This window comes from Brevibacillus sp. NRS-1366 (genome assembly GCF_050467985.1).
This window is the reverse complement of sequence record NZ_JBITPN010000060.1, coordinates 66,956-91,261: the sequence shown is the minus strand read 5'-3', so window position 1 is coordinate 91,261 and position 24,306 is coordinate 66,956. Positions and strand designations below refer to the sequence as shown.

The 24,306-nt window shown below is 49.0% G+C and carries 21 protein-coding genes; 1 reads left to right on the top strand and 20 read right to left on the bottom strand.

Annotation, left to right across the window (positions count from 1 at the left end; translation table 11 throughout):
* Positions 1–177: 177 nt before the first annotated feature.
* The 10 genes from ACIFQN_RS33135 to hemA form a co-directional block, all read right to left on the bottom strand.
* Entirely contained in the window at positions 178–2,052 is a 1,875-nt protein-coding gene (locus ACIFQN_RS33135; protein WP_429837315.1) for a bifunctional metallophosphatase/5'-nucleotidase, read from the bottom strand.
* A gap of 88 nt (positions 2,053–2,140) precedes the next feature.
* Positions 2,141–2,932 carry an alpha/beta fold hydrolase gene (locus ACIFQN_RS33130; RefSeq protein ID WP_429837314.1) on the bottom strand — a complete coding sequence of 264 codons (792 nt, stop codon included), beginning with the start codon at positions 2,930–2,932 and terminating at the stop codon, positions 2,141–2,143.
* Positions 2,933–3,038: 106 nt separating this feature from the next.
* Positions 3,039–3,848: a HipA family kinase gene (locus tag ACIFQN_RS33125; protein WP_429837313.1), complete on the bottom strand. Its 810-nt coding sequence runs from the start codon at positions 3,846–3,848 to the stop codon at positions 3,039–3,041.
* A 118-nt stretch (positions 3,849–3,966) separates the two neighbouring features.
* Positions 3,967–4,428 (bottom strand): GyrI-like domain-containing protein, encoded by a 462-nt coding sequence (locus ACIFQN_RS33120; protein WP_429837312.1) that lies wholly within the window; start codon positions 4,426–4,428, stop codon positions 3,967–3,969.
* A gap of 143 nt (positions 4,429–4,571) precedes the next feature.
* Positions 4,572–5,855 carry a glutamate-1-semialdehyde 2,1-aminomutase gene (gene hemL, locus ACIFQN_RS33115; protein WP_429837311.1) on the bottom strand — a complete coding sequence of 428 codons (1,284 nt, stop codon included), beginning with the start codon at positions 5,853–5,855 and terminating at the stop codon, positions 4,572–4,574.
* Between the two features lie 7 nt (positions 5,856–5,862).
* Positions 5,863–6,837, bottom strand: a complete 975-nt coding sequence (gene hemB / locus ACIFQN_RS33110) for a porphobilinogen synthase (RefSeq protein ID WP_429837310.1) — start codon at positions 6,835–6,837, stop codon at positions 5,863–5,865.
* Entirely contained in the window at positions 6,821–7,633 is an 813-nt protein-coding gene (locus tag ACIFQN_RS33105; RefSeq protein ID WP_429837309.1) for a uroporphyrinogen-III synthase, read from the bottom strand. Before ACIFQN_RS33105 ends, hemB begins: the two co-directional genes overlap by 17 nt.
* Positions 7,630–8,559: a hydroxymethylbilane synthase gene (gene hemC / locus ACIFQN_RS33100; RefSeq protein WP_429837308.1), complete on the bottom strand. Its 930-nt coding sequence runs from the start codon at positions 8,557–8,559 to the stop codon at positions 7,630–7,632. Before hemC ends, ACIFQN_RS33105 begins: the two co-directional genes overlap by 4 nt.
* A 21-nt stretch (positions 8,560–8,580) precedes the next feature.
* Positions 8,581–9,399, bottom strand: a complete 819-nt coding sequence (locus ACIFQN_RS33095; RefSeq protein ID WP_429837307.1) for a cytochrome C assembly family protein — start codon at positions 9,397–9,399, stop codon at positions 8,581–8,583.
* 57 nt (positions 9,400–9,456) lie between these two features.
* A complete protein-coding gene (gene hemA / locus ACIFQN_RS33090) occupies positions 9,457–10,818 on the bottom strand; it encodes a glutamyl-tRNA reductase (protein WP_429837306.1) in 1,362 nt (453 codons plus the stop codon).
* A gap of 326 nt (positions 10,819–11,144) precedes the next feature.
* Between hemA and ACIFQN_RS33085 the strand changes: the two genes are divergently transcribed.
* Positions 11,145–12,086, top strand: a complete 942-nt coding sequence (locus ACIFQN_RS33085; RefSeq protein ID WP_429837305.1) for a DMT family transporter — start codon at positions 11,145–11,147, stop codon at positions 12,084–12,086.
* Positions 12,087–12,159: 73 nt separating this feature from the next.
* Here ACIFQN_RS33085 and ACIFQN_RS33080 read toward each other — a convergent pair whose 3' ends face one another.
* The 10 genes from ACIFQN_RS33080 to rph form a co-directional block, all read right to left on the bottom strand.
* On the bottom strand, positions 12,160–13,512 hold the full coding sequence (locus tag ACIFQN_RS33080; protein WP_429837304.1) for a protein O-GlcNAcase: 1,353 nt from the start codon (positions 13,510–13,512) through the stop codon (positions 12,160–12,162).
* 48 nt (positions 13,513–13,560) lie between these two features.
* Positions 13,561–14,220 carry a ribosome biogenesis GTP-binding protein YihA/YsxC gene (gene yihA, locus ACIFQN_RS33075; RefSeq protein WP_429837303.1) on the bottom strand — a complete coding sequence of 220 codons (660 nt, stop codon included), beginning with the start codon at positions 14,218–14,220 and terminating at the stop codon, positions 13,561–13,563.
* The gene (gene lon, locus ACIFQN_RS33070) at positions 14,217–16,556 is read right to left on the bottom strand and encodes an endopeptidase La (protein WP_429837302.1); all 2,340 of its coding nucleotides are present in this window, start codon (positions 16,554–16,556) and stop codon (positions 14,217–14,219) included. Before lon ends, yihA begins: the two co-directional genes overlap by 4 nt.
* Before the next feature lie 224 nt (positions 16,557–16,780).
* Positions 16,781–18,475, bottom strand: coding sequence for an ATP-dependent protease LonB (lonB, locus tag ACIFQN_RS33065; protein ID WP_429837301.1), 1,695 nt, complete (start codon positions 18,473–18,475; stop codon positions 16,781–16,783).
* 199 nt (positions 18,476–18,674) lie between these two features.
* A complete protein-coding gene (gene clpX, locus ACIFQN_RS33060) occupies positions 18,675–19,940 on the bottom strand; it encodes an ATP-dependent protease ATP-binding subunit ClpX (RefSeq protein WP_429837300.1) in 1,266 nt (421 codons plus the stop codon).
* 20 nt (positions 19,941–19,960) lie between these two features.
* Positions 19,961–20,542 carry an ATP-dependent Clp endopeptidase proteolytic subunit ClpP gene (gene clpP / locus ACIFQN_RS33055; RefSeq protein WP_429837299.1) on the bottom strand — a complete coding sequence of 194 codons (582 nt, stop codon included), beginning with the start codon at positions 20,540–20,542 and terminating at the stop codon, positions 19,961–19,963.
* A 169-nt stretch (positions 20,543–20,711) separates the two neighbouring features.
* On the bottom strand, positions 20,712–22,004 hold the full coding sequence (tig, locus tag ACIFQN_RS33050) for a trigger factor (protein WP_429837298.1): 1,293 nt from the start codon (positions 22,002–22,004) through the stop codon (positions 20,712–20,714).
* 143 nt (positions 22,005–22,147) lie between these two features.
* Positions 22,148–22,672 (bottom strand): metallophosphoesterase family protein, encoded by a 525-nt coding sequence (locus tag ACIFQN_RS33045; RefSeq protein WP_429837297.1) that lies wholly within the window; start codon positions 22,670–22,672, stop codon positions 22,148–22,150.
* A gap of 100 nt (positions 22,673–22,772) precedes the next feature.
* The gene (locus ACIFQN_RS33040) at positions 22,773–23,366 is read right to left on the bottom strand and encodes an XTP/dITP diphosphatase (RefSeq protein ID WP_429837296.1); all 594 of its coding nucleotides are present in this window, start codon (positions 23,364–23,366) and stop codon (positions 22,773–22,775) included.
* Entirely contained in the window at positions 23,359–24,120 is a 762-nt protein-coding gene (rph, locus tag ACIFQN_RS33035) for a ribonuclease PH (RefSeq protein WP_429837295.1), read from the bottom strand. Before rph ends, ACIFQN_RS33040 begins: the two co-directional genes overlap by 8 nt.
* Between the last annotated feature and the right edge of the window lie 186 nt (positions 24,121–24,306).

Below are 24,306 nucleotides of genomic sequence, written 5' to 3'. Positions count from 1 at the left end.
TACTCCGCTATGTTACGTGAGGATAGAGCGTTCTGGCTAATTAGGTTAAAATGAACATTCAATCCGTATCACCCATGTGAGATTTTACCAAATAGCTTTGACATAATGCAAGGTACTTCATTATACGGAAAAAGACAGGGAGCCGAAAATACTGCTTCCCTGTCTTGTAAACCGTGCTTATTTTACTTCTACGATACGGCCTTCTACTTTTGGATTAACCACTTTGCGTTTGATCAATCCTTCCTCTACTACACTGTACATGGACAGGCCAGTGTTGAAGAATGGCTTTTTCAAGGATGTGTAGTCGTCTCCGCCTGCTGCGAGGAAATCGATCGTTGCTACTTTGTATTTCTTGGTTAGATCAAGCGGCTTGTCGCCCACTTTCACTTCGATGACGCGCTCGCCTGCTGGCTTCGTCGGATTGTAGGTGAAGCTCATTCCACTGATTTGCGGGAAGCGTCCTGCGCCTTTTTCGACTTGGCTCACTCCGTTTTCGAGTGCTTGCTTCAGTTCTTCACCTGTTACCTCTACGATGGACAGCGTATTGTTTTCAAACGGCAGCAAGCTGTACAGGTTTTTCTTGGTGATGTCGCCTGCATTCAATTGTGTGCGGATTCCGCCGCCATTGGCCAGAGCTACGTCAGCCTCATGTCCTTTGATGGATTGTGTGCGCTCGAGCATGATATCGGTAATCAGGTTACCGACGTTCGTTTCTTTCGCACGTACCAACGTACGGTCGCCATCAAGTGGAACTTCGGATTTCGCGATAACCACGTTCATTACGGAGTCAATCTTTTTCACGATCTCTTGTACCATCTTGTCCACTTCTGGATCAGCTACAACAGCCTCGTCGTACTCTTTCAAGCCACCGCTGAATGCAACCAGCTCTTTGCCCAGATAGTACAGATCAGCGCGGCCCAGAGATTTGCCGTACTCCCAGTCTTGAACAATGTATGTACCGTTAACCAGCTCAGGTGTTGTCAGTGGAGTGTGCGAGTGTCCGCCTACGATCAGGTCGATACCTGGCACGTTTTTCGCGATTTCACGGTCTACATCCACCCCGATATGGGAAACTACGATCACGTGATCGACTTCTTTTTTCAATTCAGGCACGACTGTTTTCGCCACTTCAACTGGGCTTTTGAAAGTAAGGCCCTTTACGTTGTCAGGGTGAGTCAGAACAGGCGTATCTTCTGCTACAAACCCAACGAAAGCGAACTTTTTGCCGCCAATTTCTGCTTTGAATGTCGGCACCAGCAGTTCTTTTCCATCCGCTTTGAATACGTTAGCGGAAATAACCGGGTGCTCCAGCATGTCACGCAGCTTGAGGAGTTGCTCATAGCCAAAGTCGAATTCGTGGTTACCAGCAGCCATCACGTTGTAATCCAGACTGTTGAGGATTGGAACAACAGACTCGCCTTTGAACTGGTTTACAAAAACGGTACCTTGGAACGTATCCCCTGCATCAAGCAGAAGGAAGTTTTCGTTCTCTGTACGCCATTCCTTCAATAAGGTAGCAATTTTAGCAAAACCGAATTCTTTTTGATTCTTATCTTCTTGGATATGTCCATGCGTATCGTTTGTATGTGCGATCGTAACGTGTGTAGTAACTGCGTCGCCCAATGCCTGGAAGAATTCGCCACGAGTTACTTGCGCTTTATTTTCCAGCGCGATTTTGTAGCCCAGTTTTTCTGCCATTTGCGTCAATTTTGCGGACGTTACTGCAGCAGTTGGGTTTTTATAATCGTCCCCAGTCAATACTCCTTGGGATTTCGCCCAAGCAAAATAAGGAGTAGACCAGTGAGCGCCACTCGCTGCCGCGCCTACTTTTACTTCTTTTAATTTGGAGAAAACAACAGTCGCTTCAGCCAAGTTCACCGCGCGATCCAATGCCAAGTCACCGTTTTGACCAGCAGAAATAATCGATTTTTTCACCATCCAGTCTGCATGGTTGACCGGGTGAAGTGGTGCCGCAAACGCTGAGCTTGCCATCAGGGAGGCAAAGACAACCGATGCAAACGCCGTCATAGTAATGCGACGTGCTCTTTTCATGTGAAATTTCCCCTCTCTTATATGTAAAAATTGATAGAATACCTGGATCTATTATAGCAAAATTTACTAGGACTTTGGTGGGAATTGGTTAACTCCTCGACAAAAATCTGCCAATCGCCCCGGCCAATTCTTCAGGAGCCTCAAGCATTCCCATGTGTCCAACGTTTGGCAATAACACTTGCTCAATATGATCTCCCGCTACTGTGAACGTTCTTTCAGACGGGATGACTTGATCCTCTTCACCTGCTACCAATAGCACAGGGAGATTCGTTTCCTGTAACACATGCTGGCGATCCATGCGATCCCGCATTCCTATCAGGGTGTTTATCGCCCCAATTGGAATGGTGGAAAGCCCGATTTCTTTTGTCATCTGAACCTCATCCGGCATAGTTGCTACATGATCTTTTGCAAACAATTTGGGCACCAATGCTTTAATAAATGGCTCCATTCCGTTTTCACGAATGCTGGCCGCACCCTTATCGCGATTGGCCTTGGCCGCTTCATCGTCAGGAAAAGGAGTCGAGTGGATTAAACCAAATCCAGCCAGCTTGTCCGCATATTTTTCGGCAAAAGCAAGCGTGACGTATCCACCAAGCGAATGGCCAAACAAATGAAAGCGTGAAATGCCGAGCTCATCGACAAACAGAGCCAGATCATGGGCAAACTGCTCCATGGTGTAGGGTTCATTGGGTGCCAGGCTGGCTCCGTGCCCCCGCAAATCTACCGCGATCACACGATGAGACTCGGCAAGCAAGGGTATGACTTTCTTCCAGTACCCCGAACTCCCACAAAAGCCGTGCAAAAGAATAATCGGTTCCTTGACACCCTCCTCTACATAGGCGACTTTAAGATCATTTTTGAGACCCGCTAATTTCATCATCTGTCCATCTTCCTTTCATTGTCTTGTTCAAAATGGTGCCCTCTGTTGCATACCATTAAACCTGTATGTTTCGACGCGACCTCCTCCTTTTTCGCGCTCCTTTCTTTCAACGCGTGGAGATTCGCTTTACAATCTTTTTGATTTGCTTTTTACGGTGAATCAATACTTTGGTAATAAACTTCCTTTCCGCTCTCTTCAAATAGCCCCTCGGCACCTTTTTAACTGCTTTTCGGATGGCGGAGTTAGGTAATTTCTTAATTTTTTTGACCATCTTGTCTAACGATTTTTGATTATCCTGTGTGAAGCGCTTGAGTCCCTTGGGAACCCGTTGCTTCTTCTTTTTACTCCCTGAATGCATCGTAAACTTGTATGCTTTCTTTTTTCGAAATTGTCTTTTTGCTTTTCGTAAGCTCCACCTGCTTGGCTTTCCAAACACAGCAATCCCATGGTCAATGAGGTACCACTTGTATTGCTTGGCAGACTTTTTTCGATATAGGATTAAATTGCGATTATTCCGGTCAGGGTTCATTATCCATGCATCAAAGGCAGCGATTCGTGCCAGCAAATTCGCTTTTTTGACTTTCTCATCCAGCCTGCGGTATACCCTCTTTTTAGCCCTTTTCCACGGTATTACCTTGTTTGCACTTGCCTTCTGTGAGAGCAGCCCTCTGCGCCTGATTCCCCGGGGTCCTCTGACGGTGACTAGCTTTACTTTTGCTACTGGAAGTCCGACTCGTTTCGCAAGAGCAGCTGCGATATACTCATTCGCCACAAGTATACGCTGCTCCTTGCGCTGTTTTTTTTGTACGGGAAACTTAAAATATCCTTTCTCTCCGTTGCGCTTCGTGACGAGCCATATAATACGTCCATAACGCTTGCGAAAGAGCTTGCGGTATCTCCATCTCCCTTTGCCCACCCTTGTCCATCTCCTCCCTCGTTTGTATTCAGTATATGGAGGGGTTTTTCAAATGGTGAAATTATAGAGCAAATAGCACCTCTTTTCATGTGAAAAAGAGGTGCTGAGATTTTACCTATTATCGAAGTGGGATAAAGATCTCGTACATATTGTCAACACGGGCAGCATCATGAACAGATGGTACATATCGTTCGTCGTAGCGTTCCATACGAAGCAATTGCTCATTGGGTTGATGTCCCATTTCCTTTAGCCATGAAAAGAGACTTTCGTAGGTCGCTTGTACGTGCTCCATCGGTCCTTTGTGGGTAAAACGAGCATACGTTCTTTCTGGGATTGTAAAACCGACCATTCCTGGTGGAAGCTGTTCGAACCACTCCACCTCGACTGCCAGATACTCCGTGTACATGTCATAGGTCCGATTTTCGTCGCTGATATCATAGCGTACAACCGGGTGCAGAACGTGGGAAATCTCCTCCTGGCGCTGCAAAAACGTTGCCCAAAGCTTTGGCATGTATTCCACAAGCATCGGAAAAGAACCAGAGAAGCTCAGCCCGATGAAATGTTTTTCCGGTACTTTCACGATTGTCCCTTCGATTGGACCCACCTCCGTCGAAAATGTGCTCGTCCCTTGCGAGAACAACTCCCTTTCATACTATCACAGTTGCTCGACATTTCTTACAAAAAACACCTCCTGAATCCAATCAGGAGGTGCAGCATGTTCTTTTACAGCTTTTTCATCGCGTTGTAGCTCGCCACAATCGTCCGCTCGATGTCGTCCTCCGTGTGAGCCAAGGAAACAAACATCCCTTCGAACTGGGAAGGTGGAATCATGATGCCATCATCCAGCAGATGGCTGAAGTAGGCAGAGAAGCGTTCCAGGTCAGCTGTTTTCGCTGTTTCGTAGTTAATGACCGGTGTCTCGGTGAAGAACAGGCAAACCATTGAGCCTACACGGTTCATTGTGTACGGGATTCCCAGCTTGCTCGCATTGTCCGCCAAGCCCTCACCGAGTCTGGCAGACAGTTTTTCCAGCCTGTCGTAAGCACCTGGTTTGCTGAGCTCCTGCAAGGTAGCTAGACCTGCTGCCATTGCTAAAGGGTTTCCTGAGAGAGTTCCCGCTTGATAGATCGGGCCCGCCGGAGCGATTTGCTGCATGATCTCACGTTTGCCGCCGTAAGCACCGACCGGCAATCCGCCACCGATTACTTTCCCCATTGTAGTGAGGTCAGGCGTGATGCCAAACAGCTCCTGAGCACCGCCAAGTGCCACGCGGAAACCGGTCATGACTTCATCAAAAATAAGCAAGGATCCGTATTGCTCCGTGATTGCACGCAAACCCTCGAGGAAGCCTGGCTGCGGTGGTACGACCCCCATATTGCCGCCGATTGGCTCTACAATAACAGCAGCCAGATCGTCGCCAAAGCTTTCAAATGCGAGCCTTACACTTTCCAGATCGTTATAGGGAACCGTAATTGTGTTCAGCGCTGTGCCTTCTGGTACGCCAGGACTGTCTGGAAGACCGAGCGTTGCCACACCGGAGCCGGCTTTGATCAAGAGGCTGTCGGCATGACCATGATAACAGCCTTCGAACTTCATGATTTTGTTTCGCTTCGTGTAGCCGCGTGCCAAGCGCAATGCGCTCATCGTCGCTTCTGTTCCCGAATTGACCATACGCACGACTTCAACCGATGGCATGATCTCACAAACCAGCTTCGCCATCTCAGTTTCCCGGTAAGTAGGCGCACCAAAGCTGGTTCCCAGAGCAGCCACCTCAGTGATCGCCGCCAATACTTTTGGATGCGCATGACCGAGAATCAATGGGCCCCAGGAGCCGATGTAGTCGATATAGCTGTTGCCATCTACATCGTAAATTCGAGAGCCTTCCCCTTTGGAAATGTAGACCGGGTTACCGCCTACGCTTTTAAACGCGCGAACCGGGCTGTTAACCCCACCTGGTATATACTGCTGTGCTTCTGCAAAAAATTGAGTCGATTTTTCTCTATTCATCTTCTGCTCACCTCGCCAGCCATTTTGCTACATCTTTGGCATGATACGTAATGATCAAATCTGCACCTGCACGCTTGAATCCAACTAATGTTTCCATTACGATACGCTCTTCATCAATCCAGCCATTCTGTGCTGCTGCCTTCACCATGGAATACTCCGCACTCACATTGTACGCTACGATCGGGAGGTTAAAGTTTTCACGGAGACGCAGAACCATGTCCATGAAAGCAAGACCTGGCTTCACGATCAAAAAGTCTGCCCCTTCTTTGACGTCGGAAGCTGCTTCGCGCAGTCCTTCACGTGCATTGGATGCGTCCATCTGGTAGCTTTTCCGATCTCCGAATTGAGGTGTCGAGCATGCTGCTTCACGGAAAGGACCATAGAATGAAGAAGCGTATTTCACAGCATACGACATAATCGGAATGTGCCCATAGCCTGCTTCATCGAGCGCCTCTCGAATCGCAACAACAAAACCGTCCATCATGTTAGAAGGTGCGATAATGTCTGCGCCCGCTTTTGCTTGGGAAACAGCTGTCATGCCGAGCAGTTTTAAGGTCTCGTCATTTTCCACTTCACCCTCGTTCAAAACACCGCAATGTCCGTGGTCGGTGTATTCACACAGGCAAGTGTCTGCGATGACGATCATTTCCGGGTAGGCTTCTTTGATTTGGCGGATAGCCTGTTGGGTAATCGCTTCGTCGTTATACGCTTCAGAACCGCAAGCGTCTTTGTGATCAGGTATACCGAACATCAAAACGGATTGAATGCCTGCCTGTGAGATCTCCTTCATTTCCTCAGCCAGACGGTCCAGGGAGAACTGATATACACCTGGCATAGACGAGATTTCATTTTTAATGTCGGTTCCTTCCACTACGAACAAAGGATAAATCAGATCTTCCATACGAATGTGGTTTTCCCGAACGAGATTGCGCATTGCCGCACTTTTGCGTAGTCGGCGATGACGATCAAATGTTTGAGCCATGTCCATTCCCTCCCAGATTCTCTAGTAAAGCATCTAGTAAACCTTCCACCGTGTACTCACTTGCCACCACATGCACTGCCAGTCCGTTTTGTCGTGCCGTCTCGGCAGTAATCGGCCCGATACAGGCGATTCGCACCTGATCGAGCCAGCCTGGAGCCTGGAACGGCGCCATAGCGGAAACGAAATGAGTCACCGTGGATGAGCTGGTAAACAAAATGACATCGATCTTTCGTTGTTTCAATTGGAAAGCAGCTTCCGGTGCGAGCTCTGCATCAATAACAGTATGGTAGACATCGACTTCTGTGACTTTCATCCCAAGCCCTGTCAATTTTTTAGGCAGCGTCTTGCGGGCTATATCTGCTCTAGGCAAGAGCACCCGTTGTCCAGGGAGAAGCTCTTGATGCAGACTGGTCAAAAGGCTTTCCGCCACATAATCCGAGGGGATGACCGCTACGCTAAGTCCTTGTGCAATCAGTACCTCTGCTGTCTTCGGACCAACCGCGGCAAGCTGGCTGGTGATGGCATCTACTCCAACCCCCAGCTCTCTCATCCGCTCGAAAAAGAAGCGCACACCGTTCACACTTGTGAAAATCATCCAATCATATGTGTGCAGCTCAGAAATCGCTTCATCCAGCTTGCTGCAATCTGTCGGCGGCACCATTTTGAGAAGTGGAAAGGCATAAGCCTCTCCACCTAAATGCTCGATTCGATCTACCAGCTCCCTCACCTGGCTTTTCGCTCGAGTAACCATGATGCGCTTGCCCGTTAACGGCCCACCAGACCGGACCATTGTCATTGCTGGTTCTCCCGCAACACCCGTTCCAACACTTCGCCGGCCCCTTCTGCTAAGAGCGCCTCTGCCACCTGAATGCCAAGAGAAAGTGGATCATGACCAGAAGCTGTATTTTTGAACATCTGTTTCCCATCCGGCGAACCAACCATTCCCGTCAAGGTGACGAGATTGTCTTCACCTACCGTCGCATAGGCACCGATCGGCACCTGACAGCCACCTTGGAGTTTGTGCAGAAAACTGCGTTCCGCCGTAACCGCTCTGCGGGTCGGCTCATCGTCGAGACGCTTCAAGAGAGCGAGCGTCTCTTCGTCGTCAGCACGACATTCGATGGCAAGAGCACCTTGACCTACTGCTGGCAAGCTGATCTCGACCGGTAAAAACTGTGAGATGGTTCCTTCAAACTGAACGCGTTCTAGTCCTGCAGCCGCCAGGATGATCGCATCAAAATTGCCCTCTTCCATCTTGCGCATGCGCGTATCAATATTTCCGCGTAGCGATTCGATCTGAATGTCAGGGCGATGTGCCAAAATCTGTGCAGAGCGGCGAAGACTGCTCGTTCCCACTAGTGCTCCCTGGGGCAATTCGTCCAGCGTTTTACCGTCTTTGGAGAGCAGGACATCGCGTGGATCGACACGCTTAGGTATTGCCCCAATCACCAAGCCCTCTGGCAGCTCAGCCGGCATATCCTTCAAGCTGTGAACGGCAAAATCTGTTTCCTTGTCATACAGCGATTGTTCGATTTCTTTGACAAACAGACCTTTTCCGCCTACTTTGGACAATGTCACATCCAGGATGCGGTCCCCTTTTGTCACAATCTCATGCAATTCAAAATCCGCCTCAGGCGCAATGCTCTTCAGTTGGTCTACAACCCAATTTGTCTGGGTAAGCGCCAGCCTGCTGCGACGCGTTCCCACTTTCCAGTTTCCCATGACAGCCTCCTCAAACAGCGGTTACCACCAGCTGTGAAATGTAGATGTATTTGCACCCAAAAAGTTAATGAGCAAAAGCAAAAACGCCAGCAGATTCCATTGCGCCAGCCTGCGCCTTTGTAATGTATCCCGGTATCGTTGATAAAGCCAAAAGGAATAGCTGGCGAGTACTGTTACCGAAAGAACTACTTTTGCATCCAGGAGGAATTTTTCGGGTAGTACCATCTTTCCCCAAATAATTCCCAAAACGATAGAGAGCAAAAGCATCGGCACTCCGAGCATGTTCATTCGATAGGCGTATCCTTCCAGCTGATCGAGACTGGGCAGCCTTCGCAGAAGCGGCGTCCATCGGCGCTCCTTGAGCATCTTGTGCTGCAACAGATACATCGCCGAGAAAATCATCGAGAACGAAAACGCTCCATAGCTAAACATTGCCAATGTGACATGCGTCAATAGCAGCTCTGAAGTCAATATGCTGGATACGGCAACGATCGGTGTCTCTGGCATAAACATAGACATAACCAAGACAACAAACCCGATGATATTGGTAAAAAATACCAATAAATCAATTCGAAAAAAATAGTGAATAGCAAGCGACAGGCTCACTAGCACCCAGGAGTAAAAAAAGAGCGTCTCAAAAAGCGTAATGACAGGAAAGTACGCTTTCATAACAGTCTGTGAGACGAAAAAAACGGTTTGCAAGGCCCAAACGACAACAAGCAACCCGAAAGCCAGACGATTGACTTTCTGGTTGCTCTGCAAGAAGTCGTTAAAATAGAAGAGAACACTTGCAGCGTAGAGAAAGATCGTCAGGTCGTAGACCCATCTCACCTCGGCCATGCATTCTCCCCTCTTTCTCTATCGGTATCTATCCGTTGCTATAAAGATGATGATGGCTTACTCGCGGACCCGCGTAACCAAGCCCTGCTCACGTGTGGAGAACTGTTTTTTCTTGTCGTCCGCCCAAATGGCTTCTTGTTCCGTGCGTTCCAGAATTTCTTCCAGCGCAAACATCTTGGAGAAAATATCCAGAACTTCTTCACCGTGCTTGGTAGCGGCCATTTCCTTTAAACGCACCACGGGGTCATGCATCAATTGATTCACAATCCCTTTGGTGGTCTTGCGGATGATGTGAATTTCCCGCTCAGAGAGATTTGGGAGCTTATTTTCAATTTTGCGCATCGCTTCGCCCTGAATACTCAGCGCTTTTTCGCGCAAGGCGGCGATCAATGGAGCTACACCCAGCGTTTGATACCAGGTAGTGAATGCCACGATCTCTTCCTCAATCATCACATCGAGGCGCTCTGCTTCACGGGAACGCTCCGCCACGTTGCTCGCAACGATTCCTTCGAGATCGTCAATATCATACAAATAGACGTTATCGAGATCATGCAGATCCGGATTCAGGTCACGAGGTACAGCAATGTCAACCATGAACAAAGGACGGTGCTTCCGTTTCTTCATGATCGGAGCCAGCTCTGCTTTGCCGAGAACATAGCCGTTTGCCCCGGTAGAGCTGATGACGATGTCTGCTGCGAGCAGTGCCTCAGGCAGCTGCTCCATCGTACAGGAGTCCCCTTTAAATTTTTCAGCAAGCAGTTGCGCTCTTTCCAGTGTCCGGTTAGCCACCACTACTTCCTCTGAACCATTGGCATGCAGGTGCTTAGCCGTGAGCTCGCTCATTTTGCCCGCACCAACGATCAAGACGGATTTTCCTGCGAAAGAACCGAAGATTTTTTTCCCCAGCTCAACAGCGGCATAGCTGACAGATACGGCATTTTGCCCGATTGCCGTCTCCGTATGTGCACGCTTTGCAAACGTAATGGCTTGCTTGAACAACGTGTTGAACACCGTGCCCGTGGTCTTATGCTCCTGAGCCATGAGGAACGCATCTCGCACTTGTCCGAGAATCTGCGTTTCTCCCATGACCATCGAATCCATACCAGCCGAAACACGGAACAAGTGATCAATGGCCTGCTCGTTTTCTTTTATATAGAGATGATCCTTAAATTGTTCTTTCTCCACACCAAACCACTCCGCCAGGAAACGGCGGGTATAGTCGCGGCCGATATTGGCCTGATCGCAAACGACGTAGATTTCCGTACGGTTGCAAGTTCCAAGAATGATGCATTCCGCTATACTCTTCGTCTGGGAGAGAAGATGAAGAGCGCGGGCAGTCCCATCATCGCTGAATGTAAACTTTTCGCGAATTTCGACAGGTGCCGTTTTGTAGTTTAGGCCCAACAAAAGTATATCCATAACGTCCTCCCAGATTGACATAGCTGCTATCGCCATATGTAAATTGCACTATTATTATAACATTATGTCCAGAAACAGCCACGAGTAATTGTGAAAAATTTATTAACGCAAGTGTAGTCGGGAGATTTACAGTTCGTTCCACCCTGTCGAATGGTAGGATCCCTGCTGAGATGATTGTTCAAAAAACATGGATACAGCACGGCGTCAGCCTCGCTTGGTGGCTGTGTAAATCATCTTGCGTTCCCAGTGCGAATACCGTATCATGCAGACTAGATATCGAAACACATGAAAGATTCGGAAGTACGTCGGGAGGAGAGAGATATATATTGAGAAAACCATGGATGGCAGACATAACGCTGTTCCTAATTGCTTTTATTTGGGGGTCGACGTTTCTGATCGTGCAGCAGGCGATTGCCTCGTTGCCTCCGAATACATTTAACGCGGTACGATTTTCCATCGCGGCTTTGTTCTTATTACTCATTCAACTAGTCAAATACCGGCATCAGTTAAGCGAATGGCGCGGTCCGCTTTTAAAGGCTGGGGTTATCCTCGGCTTTTGGCTCTGTCTCGGATATGCTCTGCAAACGGTCGGGCTCTTGTACACCACGCCGTCAAAAGCAGGATTTATCACAGGATTGTCCGTTGTCCTAGTCCCGCTCTTTTCTTTTATGCTGATGCGCGACCGCATCAAACCAGTTGCCGTGATCGGCGTGATCCTGGCTGCTGCTGGACTGTATCTCTTAACTCAGAATCAAGAGTTTTCCTTTAATCTGGGCGATATTCTCGTCTTTGGCTGTGCAATCTGTTTCGCGATGCAAATCGTTTTTACTGGCAAGTACGCACCTCGCTACGCTGCTTTGCCACTTGCGATTGTCCAATTAGGCACCGTTGCTGTGATGAGCTGGATTTACGCCTTTTTCTTTGAGGATTGGAGCCGGGCATTTGATCCCGCGATCATCTTCATGCCAGAAGTTGCATTAGGTTTAGTGGTTACATCCATTTTTGCAACGGCACTCGCCTTTCTTGCACAGACTGCTCTGCAAAAGCAAACGAGCTCTACCCGCGTCGCTCTTATTTTTGCCTTGGAGCCTGTGTTCGCCGCTCTTACTTCATACGTTTTCATTCACGAAGTGTTAAACGGCAGACAGCTTACAGGCTGCCTGATGATCTTTACTGGGATGATTCTCGCTGAGTTGCCCATACAAGAATGGATTCGAAGCGCCCGCACCCGAAAGGGAAAAGCAGATGGCGGCAGTAAATCAGCATAACACGAATATGTACATGACAAAGGTTCCTTCTCCTCCATGGAAAAGGAACCTTTTTTTGAAAGGAACCGTTTTGTTACGGTGTCTTTTTGATTTCCAGCATTACCGCATCGACAAACAGCTTCATGACTTGACCGCACACTTTTTGTGGCAAGCGCTCTGTCCGTTTGAGCCACTGCTTCAGCTTTAGCAAATGAAATGCGGCCTGCGGAATTCGCCCACTCGTTCCGTTCTCAATCAGAGCAACTGCGGATTGGCCTACTTTTGCCCAATGTCGATACTTCTCTATCCAGGGCCTTGCTTCACGAGCCAGCTTTTGATTGGTCATTCCTCCCAAAAGCTGGTGAGCCTTTTGCTCCATCTCATGAAACAGCAGCGTCAGCTCTTGAACCGCTTTTACCCGATCGCCTTGGAGGAATTGAAACCGGAAAGTCAGAAACGCTTCGAGTAAGCGAGGCGATTCCATCTCGCACAAAAACGAGCCTTGTACATTATCGGCAAAGGATAGAAATGCCTCTGCATCCTGCTTGCCCACTACCTCAGCCACCGCCTGCTCCCAAGCGGTGTGCGGATCATAACTGATCGGATCACGCAGATAGGCCGCAGTCGTAATCAAAGGAATTTTCGAGCACTCCGGTCTAGACATCGCATTGGCAACATAACCGGCCGAGTGACTCCACAAGTCTGGGTCCCGATGCCGCAATGGCCCTATGTGCAGTTCATTTGCCATCGCTAAATCATTTACCGGGTAGTTATCCCAATAAAGCGGCTTGTGTCCTGTATACTCTCGAAAGCGAACGGCGTCGCCATCTGTGAGGTACGGCGAACATACAAAGCGCCCTGTCCAGAAAAGATCAATCTCTTCAGGCAAATGCAGACCGAGATGCATGACATACGGCTCTTTCCCAATTCCGTTGTACTGTGTTGGACAAACTACCAGCTTGACTGGATCAGACCAGCTGCTCATCTCCTCCCATACGCGCATTGTCGTTTGGACATGAGCATCCGCCAAGTGAGCAAATTGATTCACATCCGTTTCATGCAAGAGATGCATGGGGATATCGTCGAAGAGCAAGCCAAATCTCCGAACTCCTCGCTGGTACATATCCTGATATTTTTTTATCAATCGACCCAGATGCTGCGAGCTGCTGTATTCCATACTCAGGCCTGGACTTAGGCAGTAAACAAACCGCATGTCCCCTTGGTTTGCTCTTTTAATCAGCTCTTCAATTTGCTTCAGTGCTGATTCAGGGTGCGGCTCCATCCATCTCTCCCGCAGATACAAATCATCTTTTGGAGAGTAAAAATACGCATTGTACTCATGCCTTTGCAAAAAATCAATCATGTCCATCCGCTCTGCATGCGTCCAGGGCGTTCCGTAGAAGCCTTCAATCACACCGCGAACGGCAAAGCACGCCTGCTCGCTCACGAAAGCTGCCTCCCCTTCTCCCCTCCGATTGATCTGGGGCCTGTCTGTCTACGACGGTTCGGTAGTTTTGGTTTCAGCCTTTGCAGAGGAAATGGAGGCTGATTCAGCACGGCTCTCATCTCCACCACGCAAACGTCGGAGAATTTCTCCCCACAGCTCATCCTTGCCTTGCCCAGTCTCCGAGGAAAACACGATGATTGTATCATCCCCGCGCAGATTCAGGCTTTGCCGGATGACCTTGATGTGTTGCAGCCAACGACCCCGGGCAATTTTATCCCCTTTAGTAGCGACAACTACCGTCGGAATGCCAATTTGCTTACACCAGTCGTACATGGCAATATCGTCTTTACTCGGGGCATGACGAATATCAACGAGTTGAATGACAAACCGCAGCTCCTCGCGATTTTTCAAATAACCTTCGATCATTTTGCCCCATTGTTCCTTGATTGTTTTGGCGACCTTGGCATAACCGTACCCAGGAAAGTCAACAAAATAGAGCATTTGGTTTACACGGAAGTAGTTCAACGTCTGTGTCTTCCCAGGTCGCGAGCTGATCCGTGCCAACCCTTTGCGATTCATCATTTTGTTGAGCAAGGATGATTTCCCGACGTTGGAACGGCCTACCAACGCGATCTCGTGCAGGCCGTCCTCCGGGTATTGCTTTGGTCCAACAGCACTAATGACAAACTCTGATGAAGTTACTTTCATGATTTGTCACCTACTGGTTGTTTAGTCAGGGCGTGGCGAAGTACTTCATCCAAGTGTTCCACCGGGTAAAAGGTCAGTTCGTTTCGTACGCTTTCCGGAATGTCTTCAATGTCTTTCTCGTTGTCTTTTGGCAAGATGATTGTCGTCAAGCCTGCACGGTGAGCAGACATGCATTTTTCCTTTAGACCACCGATTGGCAGTACGCGACCACGCAGCGTGATCTCACCTGTCATCCCGACTTCCTTTTTCACCGGAATCTGTGTAAGGGCCGATACGAGTGCCGTTGCCATCGTAATCCCTGCAGACGGACCGTCTTTTGGAATCGCTCCTTCTGGAACGTGAATGTGGATATCATTTGTTTCGTGGAAAGTGGGGTCAATTCCCAACTCACTTGCACGAGAGCGAATATAACTGAAGGCTGCCTGAGCTGACTCCTTCATCACATCGCCCAGCTTACCTGTCAACGTCAGTTTTCCTTTACCTGGCAAAATGCTGACTTCCACATTTAGCGTATCGCCACCAGCTTGTGTCCAAGCCAGGCCTGTTACAGAGCCGATCTGGTCCTTTTTCTCAGCCAGTCCATAGCGGAAACGAGGCTTTCCAAGCAAGGCTTCCAGTGTTTTGGTAGTAACAACAACGCGCTTCTTTTCACCGCTCACGATCAGCTTGGCCGCTTTTCGGCAAACATTGGCTGCTTCGCGATTCAGATTGCGCACGCCAGCTTCTCTCGTGTACAGACGCACCAGCTTGAGCATCGCGTCTTCGTTCATTTGCAGCTTATCTTTGCCCAGGCCGTGATCTTCCATCTGTTTAGGCAACAAGTACCCACGCAGAATGTTCAGCTTTTCCAGCTCGGTGTAGCCAGAGATCGAAATGACCTCCATCCGGTCCAAAAGCGGTCGCGGAATCGTGTCGAGGCTGTTCGCTGTCGTGATGAACATCACGTTCGTCAGGTCGTACGTCTCTTCAATATAATGATCGCTAAACTTGTCATTCTGATTCGGATCGAGAACTTCGAGCAAAGCCGAAGCAGGATCGCCCCGGAAATCAGATGCCAGCTTGTCAATTTCATCGAGCAGGAAGACTGGATTAATCGTCCCCGCTTGCTTCATGCCTTGGATAATGCGTCCTGGCAATGCTCCTACATACGTCCGGCGATGACCGCGAATCTCTGCTTCGTCACGTACACCACCGAGGGAAATACGCACGAATTCGCGCTCCAAAGCACGAGCAACAGAACGAGCCAAGGAGGTTTTCCCTACCCCGGGAGGGCCGACCAGACAAAGAATCGGACCGCGCATCGAATTTACCAGCTTTTGCACAGCCAAATACTCTAGCACGCGCTCTTTTGGCTTTTCCAAACCGTAGTGATCCTCGTCCAGTACGACTTGTGCATTGTGGATGTCCAGATTATCAACGGTTGAACGTGTCCATGGCAATGCAAGCAAGGTGTCGATATACGTACGAATAACCGATCCCTCAGCCGAAGTCGACGGCATTTTTTCGAGCCTATCCAGCTCTTTTTCGATTTTGGTTTTGATGCGCTCGGGGGCGTCGGATTTATCCAGCTGTGCCCGCAGTTCATCTACTTCCCCTTGGCGGCCATCTTTGTCACCGAGTTCCTTTTGGATCGCTTTCATTTGTTCGCGCAGGTAATATTCCTTTTGCGTGCGCTCCATCTGCTTTTTCACACGATTGCCGATCTTGCGCTCAAGCTCTAGAACCTCACGCTCATTGTTGAGGATGGTCAAGAGAATTTCGAGACGCTCCTGAATGTTGGTGGTCTCCAAAATTTCCTGTTTGTCCTTCATCTTCAGCGGGAGATGGGACGCAATTACGTCTGCCAGTCTGCCTGGTTCCTCAATGTCGGTTACAGACGTCAGCGTCTCTGGGGAAACCTTTTTCGACAGCTTGATGTACTGCTCGAAGTGACTGAGCAGAGACCTCATCAATGCTTCTACTTCGTTCTCATCCGCTTTTTCTTCTTGCAGATATGTAATGGACACAATGAAGTAATCTTCTTGTTGCAGATACTCCTCGATCTTTGCCCGTTGCAATCCTTCTACCAATACACGAATCGTACCATTTGGCAGTTTCAGCATTTGCTTCACACGCGCAACGGTACCGATGCTGTAGATTTGCTCGGCATCGGGTTCTTCTATGTGGACCTCTTCCTGAGTCGCAAGTAAGATCTTGTTATCGTCTACCATTGCTTGCTCCAATGCGCGGATGGACTTTTCCCGTCCAACGTCCAAATGGAGTACCATGGTCGGATATACAAGCAGTCCTCGCAACGGGAGAAGCGGTAGTTCTCTTTTACCGGAACGTTCGCCCAAGCGTATGCACCTCTCCTTGTTGATCTATCCCTCTTACCAAGAGCCTGATAACAGACAAAAACGGCTTTTATAGCCGTTTTTAAGCCCACCCGGCAAAACTGAAACACCCAAAAAAAGCGATGGTTAAGGAGTCATTTCTGCCCAGGCTCTTTGCAAGCAGAAGCTTTTTTCCATTGTAGCGCAAACACAATCCGATGTCTAATTCCACCGGCACTCTTGGGCAGTTACAAGGACATTGGGGAGGAGGCCAAATCTTCAGCAGGCAGTTGCAGTGTAAAGCCAGTCTCCTCTGTTTCTTGCCTGGAGGCCTCCGGCAGCGCTAACTCAATCACTTGTGAGACGGTAGAAACGGGAATAATCTTGATCCCTTGCATATCTGCAAAAATGCTTTGCCAGTTTTCTTCCGGAATCAACACGCGAGTTGCACCAGCTTGCCGTGCAGCCTCTACCTTGGCAACGACTCCACCTACTGGCTTTACTTTTCCATGAATGCTCACTTCTCCGGTCATCGCAAGCAAATTATCTACCGGTATCTCCCTTATAGCGGAGTAAATCGCCGTAGCAATCGTAATACCTGCAGACGGTCCATCCACAGGAATGCCTCCAGGGAAGTTGATATGCAAATCGTAATCGTACGGGCGGACACCCATGCGATGCAAGACTGTCAGCACATTTTCAATCGAGCCTTTGGCCATTGATTTGCGACGGATGGTCCGATTGCGGCTCCCCATCTCTTCTTCTTCTGCCATCCCTGTCATAGCGATGCGACCCTGTCCCGGCGTTGAAGAAACCGAGGCGGTAACCTCCAGTTCCATCACACTGCCCATATTCGGACCGTATACGGCAAGACCATTCACCAGTCCGATCTGTGGCGTATCATGTACCTGTTTTTCCGGCCGCGGAGACTTTTGGCTGCTATGCATGACCCACTCCACATCCGAGGCATGGATCGTCTGTCGTTGTTCAGTTAACGCAACTCCTCCAGCGATCTGCAGTGTATTAATTGCTTCACGACCATTGGTGGCATACCGTTCTATGACAGAAACGGCCGCATCCTCGATATCCATCCGCATCTTTGGTACGGCTGTACGAACAATGCTGCCAATTTCCCCTGCTTTTAACGGACGGAAAAAAATTTCCAGACAGCGAGAGCGAAGCGCAGCCGGCAATTCATCCGGCAGTCTCGTCGTCGCTCCTACCAACCGGAAGTCGGCAGGCAAGCCATACTTAAACACATCGTGAATATGCGACGGAATCTGGTTGTTCTCCTCACTATAATAAGCACTTTCCAGCATGACTTTGCGGTCTTCGAGCACTTTGAGCAGCTTGTTCATTTGCACAGGATGCAGCTCGCCAATTTCATCGAGGAACAGCATTCCCCCATGCGCCTTTGTAACGGCTCCCGGTTTTGGCTGAGGAATTCCCGCCTGCCCGAGTGAGCCAGCTCCTTGATAAATCGGATCGTGAACGGACCCGATTAATGGATCTGCAATTCCGCGTTCGTCAAACCTGGCGATGGTCGCGTCAATCTCAATAAATTTGGCATCCGCTGAAAAAGGCGAGAGCTGATTCTTTTTGGCCTCTTCAAGCACGACCCTGGCTGCGGCTGTTTTACCTACACCCGGGGGACCATAAATAATCACATGCTGTGGATTTGGTCCGCACAAAGCTGCACGCAATGCACGCAGTCCGTCTTCTTGTCCTACGATTTCTTCCAAATTAGTCGGCCTTGTTTTTTCTGACAAGGGCTCTGTCAATGCAATCATTCTCATCTTGCGAATAGAGTCTAGATCCTTGCGCGATTCTTTTTCCGTAGAAGTTTTGTTGTTTCTTTGCGCTCGCAGTAAGTTCCAGAAGTAGGTGCCAATAATGATCCCAACGACTACTTCAATGACAGCAATGACCAAAGTATAGTTCATTTGAATCCCTCCCATTGCGCCTGGCAGCTTTTCACCCATATGTAAAAGCGTCTCTTGAACGATATCAAGTAGTATTGCCCCGCAAACGAAGACATAAACCATAGACCATTGCCAGCACAGGACTTACCAATTCTTAAGGTGCTGCAAAGAAAAAAACCATCCCGTATCACCGAGATGGTTTTTGTGTACATTTTTACGCTTACGCCGTTTCGCCGCGCATTTCTCTACCTTCTTTGGTCATGAGCTGCGGCTTTACTTTGTCGCGTACCGTTTCTTCGGTTATCACGCACTTGCTGACATCTTCACGGGATGGCAGCTCATACATCATATCCAGCATGATTTGTTCGATGATCGCACGCAGTCCGCGCGCACCGGTATTGCGCTTAATCGCTTCTTTTGCGATTTGCAAGAGGGCACCAGTATCAAACTCCAACTCAACCCCATCAAGGCTAAGCAGTTTTTGATACTGTTTCACCAAGGAGTTTTTCGGCTCAGTCAGGATACGGATGAGCGTTTCTTCATCCAATGGTTCGAGTGTCGCCAGAACTGGCAAACGACCAACAAACTCAGGAATCAGACCAAATTTCAGCAGGTCTTCCGGCAATACGTACTTCAAGTATTCACCGGCTTTCAAATCTGTTTTGACACCATCGCCAAAGTCTGCACCGAAGCCGATTACTTTTTTACCCATACGACGCTTGATGATTTGTTCTACTCCGTCAAAAGCACCGCCACAGATGAACAAAATGTTGGAGGTATCAATCTGGATAAACTCCTGATGTGGATGCTTGCGTCCGCCTTGTGGTGGAACGCTGGCAACCGTACCTTCCAAAATTTTCAGCAGCGCCTGCTGCACACCTTCACCGGAAACATCACGGGTAATCGAAGGGTTCTCAGACTTGCGAGCTACCTTGTCGATCTCGTCAATGTAGATAATGCCTTTTTCTGCTTTTTCCACATCATAATCAGCTGCTTGAATCAGCTTGAGCAAGATATTCTCTACGTCTTCCCCTACATAGCCGGCCTCAGTCAGCGAAGTCGCATCCGCAATCGCGAATGGCACGTTCAGAATGCGGGCCAATGTTTGAGCGAGCAGCGTTTTCCCGCTACCTGTCGGACCAATCAGCATGATGTTGGATTTTTGCAGCTCCACATCCTCGATTTTGGCACCCGAGTTGATACGTTTGTAGTGGTTGTATACCGCCACCGAGAGAGATTTCTTCGCCATGTCCTGACCAATAACATAGTCGTCCAGGATTTTGCGAATATCCACCGGCTTTGGAATTTCTTTCATGTCGATTTCTTCTTCAGTACCCAGTTCTTCCTGAACAATTTCGTTGCACAGTTCGATACACTCGTCACAAATGTATACACCAGGACCAGCTACCAGCTTGCGCACCTGTTCCTGGGACTTGCCGCAGAAGGAACACTTCAGTTGGCCTTTGTCGTCGTTAAACTTAAACATGCGCTTCACCCCACAACAGGTCAGTTTTTGCGTTCAATAATCGTGTCAATCAATCCATAGGCCTTTGCGTCTTCTGCACTCATGAAATTGTCGCGATCGGTATCTTGCTCTACTCGGTCGTATGGCTGACCCGTACGCTCTGACAAAATCTGATTGAGTTGGCGTTTCGTTTTGAGAATCCATTCCGCATGAATACGGATGTCCTCTGCTTGACCACGTACTCCGCCAAGCGGTTGGTGAATCATGACTTCACTGTTTGGAAGCGCAAGGCGCTTGCCTTTTGCACCAGCCGCGAGCAGGAACGCACCCATACTAGCAGCCATACCCACACAAATGGTGGATACATCCGGTTTAATGTACTGCATCGTGTCGTAAATAGCCATACCTGCTGTTACAGAACCACCTGGTGAGTTTATGTATAGTGATATGTCCTTGTCCGGATCCTCCGCCTGCAAAAAGAGTAGTTGGGCAACTACCAGATTGGCAACCTCATCATCAATCTCGGTGCCGAGCAGGATAATCCGATCTTTCAAGAGGCGTGAGTAGATATCGTAGGAGCGCTCGCCTCTGCTTGTTTGCTCAATGACCATAGGTATTAGCATATGTATCTTCCTCCTTTACCGGAAAAAGGGGTTCCCCTTTATTTGAGAAGGATTGCGCAAAAAAGTCCAATGGTGGAAAAACAAGGCACGAGATCATCGTGCCTTGTGGTCTTCCAGCCAGCATTCAGGGTTAGCCTGACCACTGGCCAATCACGCGTTCTTCCTAAGCTTATGCATTTACCTTGCTTTCTGCAACTAGGAAATCAACGGTTTTGCGAGTTTGCACATCGCGGTACAGTGCTGCCATACCGTCTTGAGCGGAGAAGATTTTACGCAGCTCATCTGCTGGGCGGCCATATACACCAGCCAGCTTGTTCAGCTCTTCGTTTACATCTTCTTCAGTAGCTTCGATGTTTTCCGCTTTGCCGATAGCTTCCAGCGTCAGGGAAGTGCGAACACGGGATGTTGCATCTGCACGCAGTTGATCGCGCAGCTGGCTTTCATCCATACCGGAGAACTGGTAGTACAGCTCCAGCGTCATGCCTTGGTATTGGAGGCGTTGACCAAACTCGGATACCATTTGATCCAGTTCATGCTCAACCATTACTACCGGCAGATCGATTTCAGCATTTTCCGCTGCTTTCAATACGAGTTGTTCACGGACATACTGATCTTTTTCTTGTGCCGTTTTTTCTTCCAGTTTTTTCTTGGTGTCGGCTTTCAGCTCTTCCAACGTGTCGAATTCGCTCACGTCTTTTGCGAACTCATCGTCCAAAGCTGGCAGGTTCTTGCGCTTCAGGCTGTTCAGCTTCACTTTGAATACCGCTTCTTTACCTGCGAGGTTAGGGGAGTGGTACTCTTCTGGGAAGGTTACAGTTACTTCTTTTTCTTCGCCTACGTTCATGCCTACTACTTGCTCTTCAAAACCGGCGATGAAAGTTCCCGAACCCAGTTCCAAGGAGTAGTCTTCCGCTTTTCCGCCTTCAAAAGGAACTCCGTCTTGGAAGCCTTCGAAGTCGATTACAGCCTGGTCGCTGTTTTGCGCAGCGCCTTCTTCTACTGCTACGAGTTCTGCGTGACGCTCTTGCATACGAGTCAGTTCAGCATCTACGCTTTCCTCGGTTACAGTGAATTCTTTTTCTTCGATGCTGAGGTTTTTATAGTCACCCAGCTTCACTTCAGGCTTCACAGTTACAGTAGCCTTGAAAATCAGGTTTTTGCCTTGCTCCATTTGCGATACATCTACTTCTGGACGGTCAACTGGCTCAATACCAGCTTCACGAACAGCTTGTCCGTAAGCAGTTGGCAACAGAATATCTAGTGCGTCTTGGTACAGGGATTCTACACCAAAACGAGCTTCAAACATTTTGCGTGGAACTTTCCCTTTACGGAATCCAGGAACTTGAACTTTCTGTACTACTTTTTTAAAAGCCTGATCCAATGCTACGTCTACTTGCGAAGCATCTACTTCAACCGTCAGGACTCCCTGGTTATTCTCTACCTTTTCCCAATTTGCTGCCACTTAAACTTCCCCTCCTAAATCGAATCAACAGAACATCGCCAGCCGCGCCAATGAAATCTTCGCAGGCTCGGATGATAATATTCTAGCCATTTTAACCATTCTAGTATAGCACAAATCTTTCACTTTACAATAATCCGCCCACTCTAGCGGCGAAGCGAGTAACTACCGCCTAACTGGCGTACTGGATTGCCCTGATAATCATAGAAAGAAACCGAGACTTGGACCTCTTTTGGACTTAGTCCCGTTTCCTCCACAATAGCGTACGTAGGCACATCAAAGCCTCTAGGCAATTGCAGGCTGCCCGGATTTAGAAACAGGATGCCCCGCTCCACTCCACAGGCTGGAACGTGGGAATGTCCGAACACGACTACATTGGCGCCTGTCTCTTCAGCCCGATAATGCAGGCGCAGGAGAGAGCTTTTTACCCCGTACAGATGTCCATGGGTTTGCAGGATATTCAGATCGTGCCAATGGGTCTGCTGCTCTGTCGGAACCGCTTTGGTAGTATCACAGTTGCCGCGAACCAACGTCATCATCGAAAACGGCTCTCGCTCGGGATCGACACAAAAGTCGCCGCAGTGCAAAATCTTATCCACTGCATGTCTGTCCGTCACCTGCCTCACTTCTCGCACAAGACCATGACTGTCGCTCATAACGAGAATTCCCATAGCGTCTCACTCTCCTGTTCTCTCTTCACCAATGGGATTTTATCTAGCCTTCTTTCCCGGTGGACGTATGTCCAACTACTGGCTGTCAATCACTGGATGCTTACTGAAGCTTCTGCAATAAATGATGCATGGCACGCGCTCTGTGGCTCAATTGATTTTTTTCATCCGGCAAAAGCTGCGCCATCATTTTTTCAATTTCTGGTATGTAGAAGACCGGATCGTAACCAAAGCCGTTTGTGCCTTTCGCCTCTCTCGCAATCAGCCCTTCGCAGGAGCCAGTCGCAATGATCGGATCACAGCCAGGCACCACGAAAGCAAGTGTGCAGCGGAAACGCGCTGTCCGCTGCTCCATCGGTACTGACTCAAGCTCGGTCAGAAGCTTGCGCCAGTTTTGTTCATCGGTAGCATCTTCTCCAGCATAACGAGCCGAGTAAACGCCCGGACGACCATCCAAGGCGTCTACCTCCAGCCCGGAGTCATCACCCATCGCTGGCAGATTCAAATATGTAGAAATCGTAATTGCCTTTTTCAGAGCATTGGCTTCAAACGTCTCTTTGTCCTCCACCACTTCAGGTACCTCTTCAAATTCTGCCAGGCTGATTCCTTCCCACCCGAGATCAGCGAACAATCGGTTGAATTCCTTCACTTTCCCTTGGTTCCGCGTGGCCAGAACGACCTTTTTGCGCTCAGACATGGCTTTCCTCCGCAATAGTCTCTGCAAAAGAGAGTGGCACATCAGATAATGCCTGCTTTTGACTTTTAATCAAATCACCGATTCCGATTTTGGCCAGGGCGATCATCTCTTGGAGCTGCTCTGAGGAAAAAGGAGCGTCTTCGCCTGTCCCTTGCAGTTCTACAAACTTGCCTTTGCCTGTCATGACAACATTCATATCTACAATTGCTGAAGAATCTTCCTTGTAGTTCAGGTCCAGTACGGTGTCTTCTCCAATTACGCCGACAGAAGTAGCTGCGAGGAAGTCATTGAGCGGCAGTTGTTTCCATGTGCCACTCTCAACCAGCTTTTGCATGGCATCCACCATAGCCACAAACGCCCCTGTGATCGATGCTGTACGTGTACCCCCATCTGCTTGGATGACATCGCAATCCAACCAGATCGTGCGTTCACCCATCGCCTCTAAATGAACAACCGATCGGAGCGCACGTCCGATTAGGCGTTGAATTTCCATGGTACGTCCACCGACTTTTCCTTTGGACGATTCCCTCGCGTTGCGAGTCGCGGTAGCCCGTGGAAGCATAGAGTACTCGGCTGTGATCCAGCCCTTCCCGCCACCACGCATAAAGGGCGGAACCCGATCCTCCATGGTCGCCGTACAAATCACCTTGGTGTCTCCTACTTCGATCAGGCAAGATCCTTCTGCATGTTTAATGTAATTGCGCGTAATGGTTACGGGGCGCAATTGGTCATGGGCACGGCCATCCACTCTCATTCCAAGTTCCTCCTAAATCGCTTTGATACACTCCGCTTATTATACCAGAGGCAGGAAACGATCTGCCACTGCCCAAACAGCGTTATCCTATTTACATCAATTGCAAATATTCACATGACTTTTTCAAGGGACGTGATTGCACTTTCAAAATAAAGCTTGCTACGCAAAAGTAATTTGAATAACATC

Coding starts and splice junctions, on each gene's coding strand:
- clpX (WP_429837300.1), bottom strand. CDS start 19,940: ATGTTTAAGTTTAACGACGACAAAGGCCAACTGAAGTGTTCCTTCTGC.
- ACIFQN_RS33040 (WP_429837296.1), bottom strand. CDS start 23,366: ATGTCTGAGCGCAAAAAGGTCGTTCTGGCCACGCGGAACCAAGGGAAA.
- clpP (WP_429837299.1), bottom strand. CDS start 20,542: ATGCTAATACCTATGGTCATTGAGCAAACAAGCAGAGGCGAGCGCTCC.
- rph (WP_429837295.1), bottom strand. CDS start 24,120: ATGAGAGTGGATGGCCGTGCCCATGACCAATTGCGCCCCGTAACCATT.
- ACIFQN_RS33105 (WP_429837309.1), bottom strand. CDS start 7,633: ATGACAATGGTCCGGTCTGGTGGGCCGTTAACGGGCAAGCGCATCATG.
- hemC (WP_429837308.1), bottom strand. CDS start 8,559: ATGGGAAACTGGAAAGTGGGAACGCGTCGCAGCAGGCTGGCGCTTACC.
- yihA (WP_429837303.1), bottom strand. CDS start 14,220: ATGAAAGTAACTTCATCAGAGTTTGTCATTAGTGCTGTTGGACCAAAG.
- ACIFQN_RS33045 (WP_429837297.1), bottom strand. CDS start 22,672: ATGGGAATTCTCGTTATGAGCGACAGTCATGGTCTTGTGCGAGAAGTG.
- hemA (WP_429837306.1), bottom strand. CDS start 10,818: ATGGATATACTTTTGTTGGGCCTAAACTACAAAACGGCACCTGTCGAA.
- hemL (WP_429837311.1), bottom strand. CDS start 5,855: ATGAATAGAGAAAAATCGACTCAATTTTTTGCAGAAGCACAGCAGTAT.
- ACIFQN_RS33095 (WP_429837307.1), bottom strand. CDS start 9,399: ATGGCCGAGGTGAGATGGGTCTACGACCTGACGATCTTTCTCTACGCT.
- ACIFQN_RS33130 (WP_429837314.1), bottom strand. CDS start 2,932: ATGATGAAATTAGCGGGTCTCAAAAATGATCTTAAAGTCGCCTATGTA.
- hemB (WP_429837310.1), bottom strand. CDS start 6,837: ATGGCTCAAACATTTGATCGTCATCGCCGACTACGCAAAAGTGCGGCA.
- lonB (WP_429837301.1), bottom strand. CDS start 18,475: ATGAACTATACTTTGGTCATTGCTGTCATTGAAGTAGTCGTTGGGATC.
- ACIFQN_RS33135 (WP_429837315.1), bottom strand. CDS start 2,052: ATGAAAAGAGCACGTCGCATTACTATGACGGCGTTTGCATCGGTTGTC.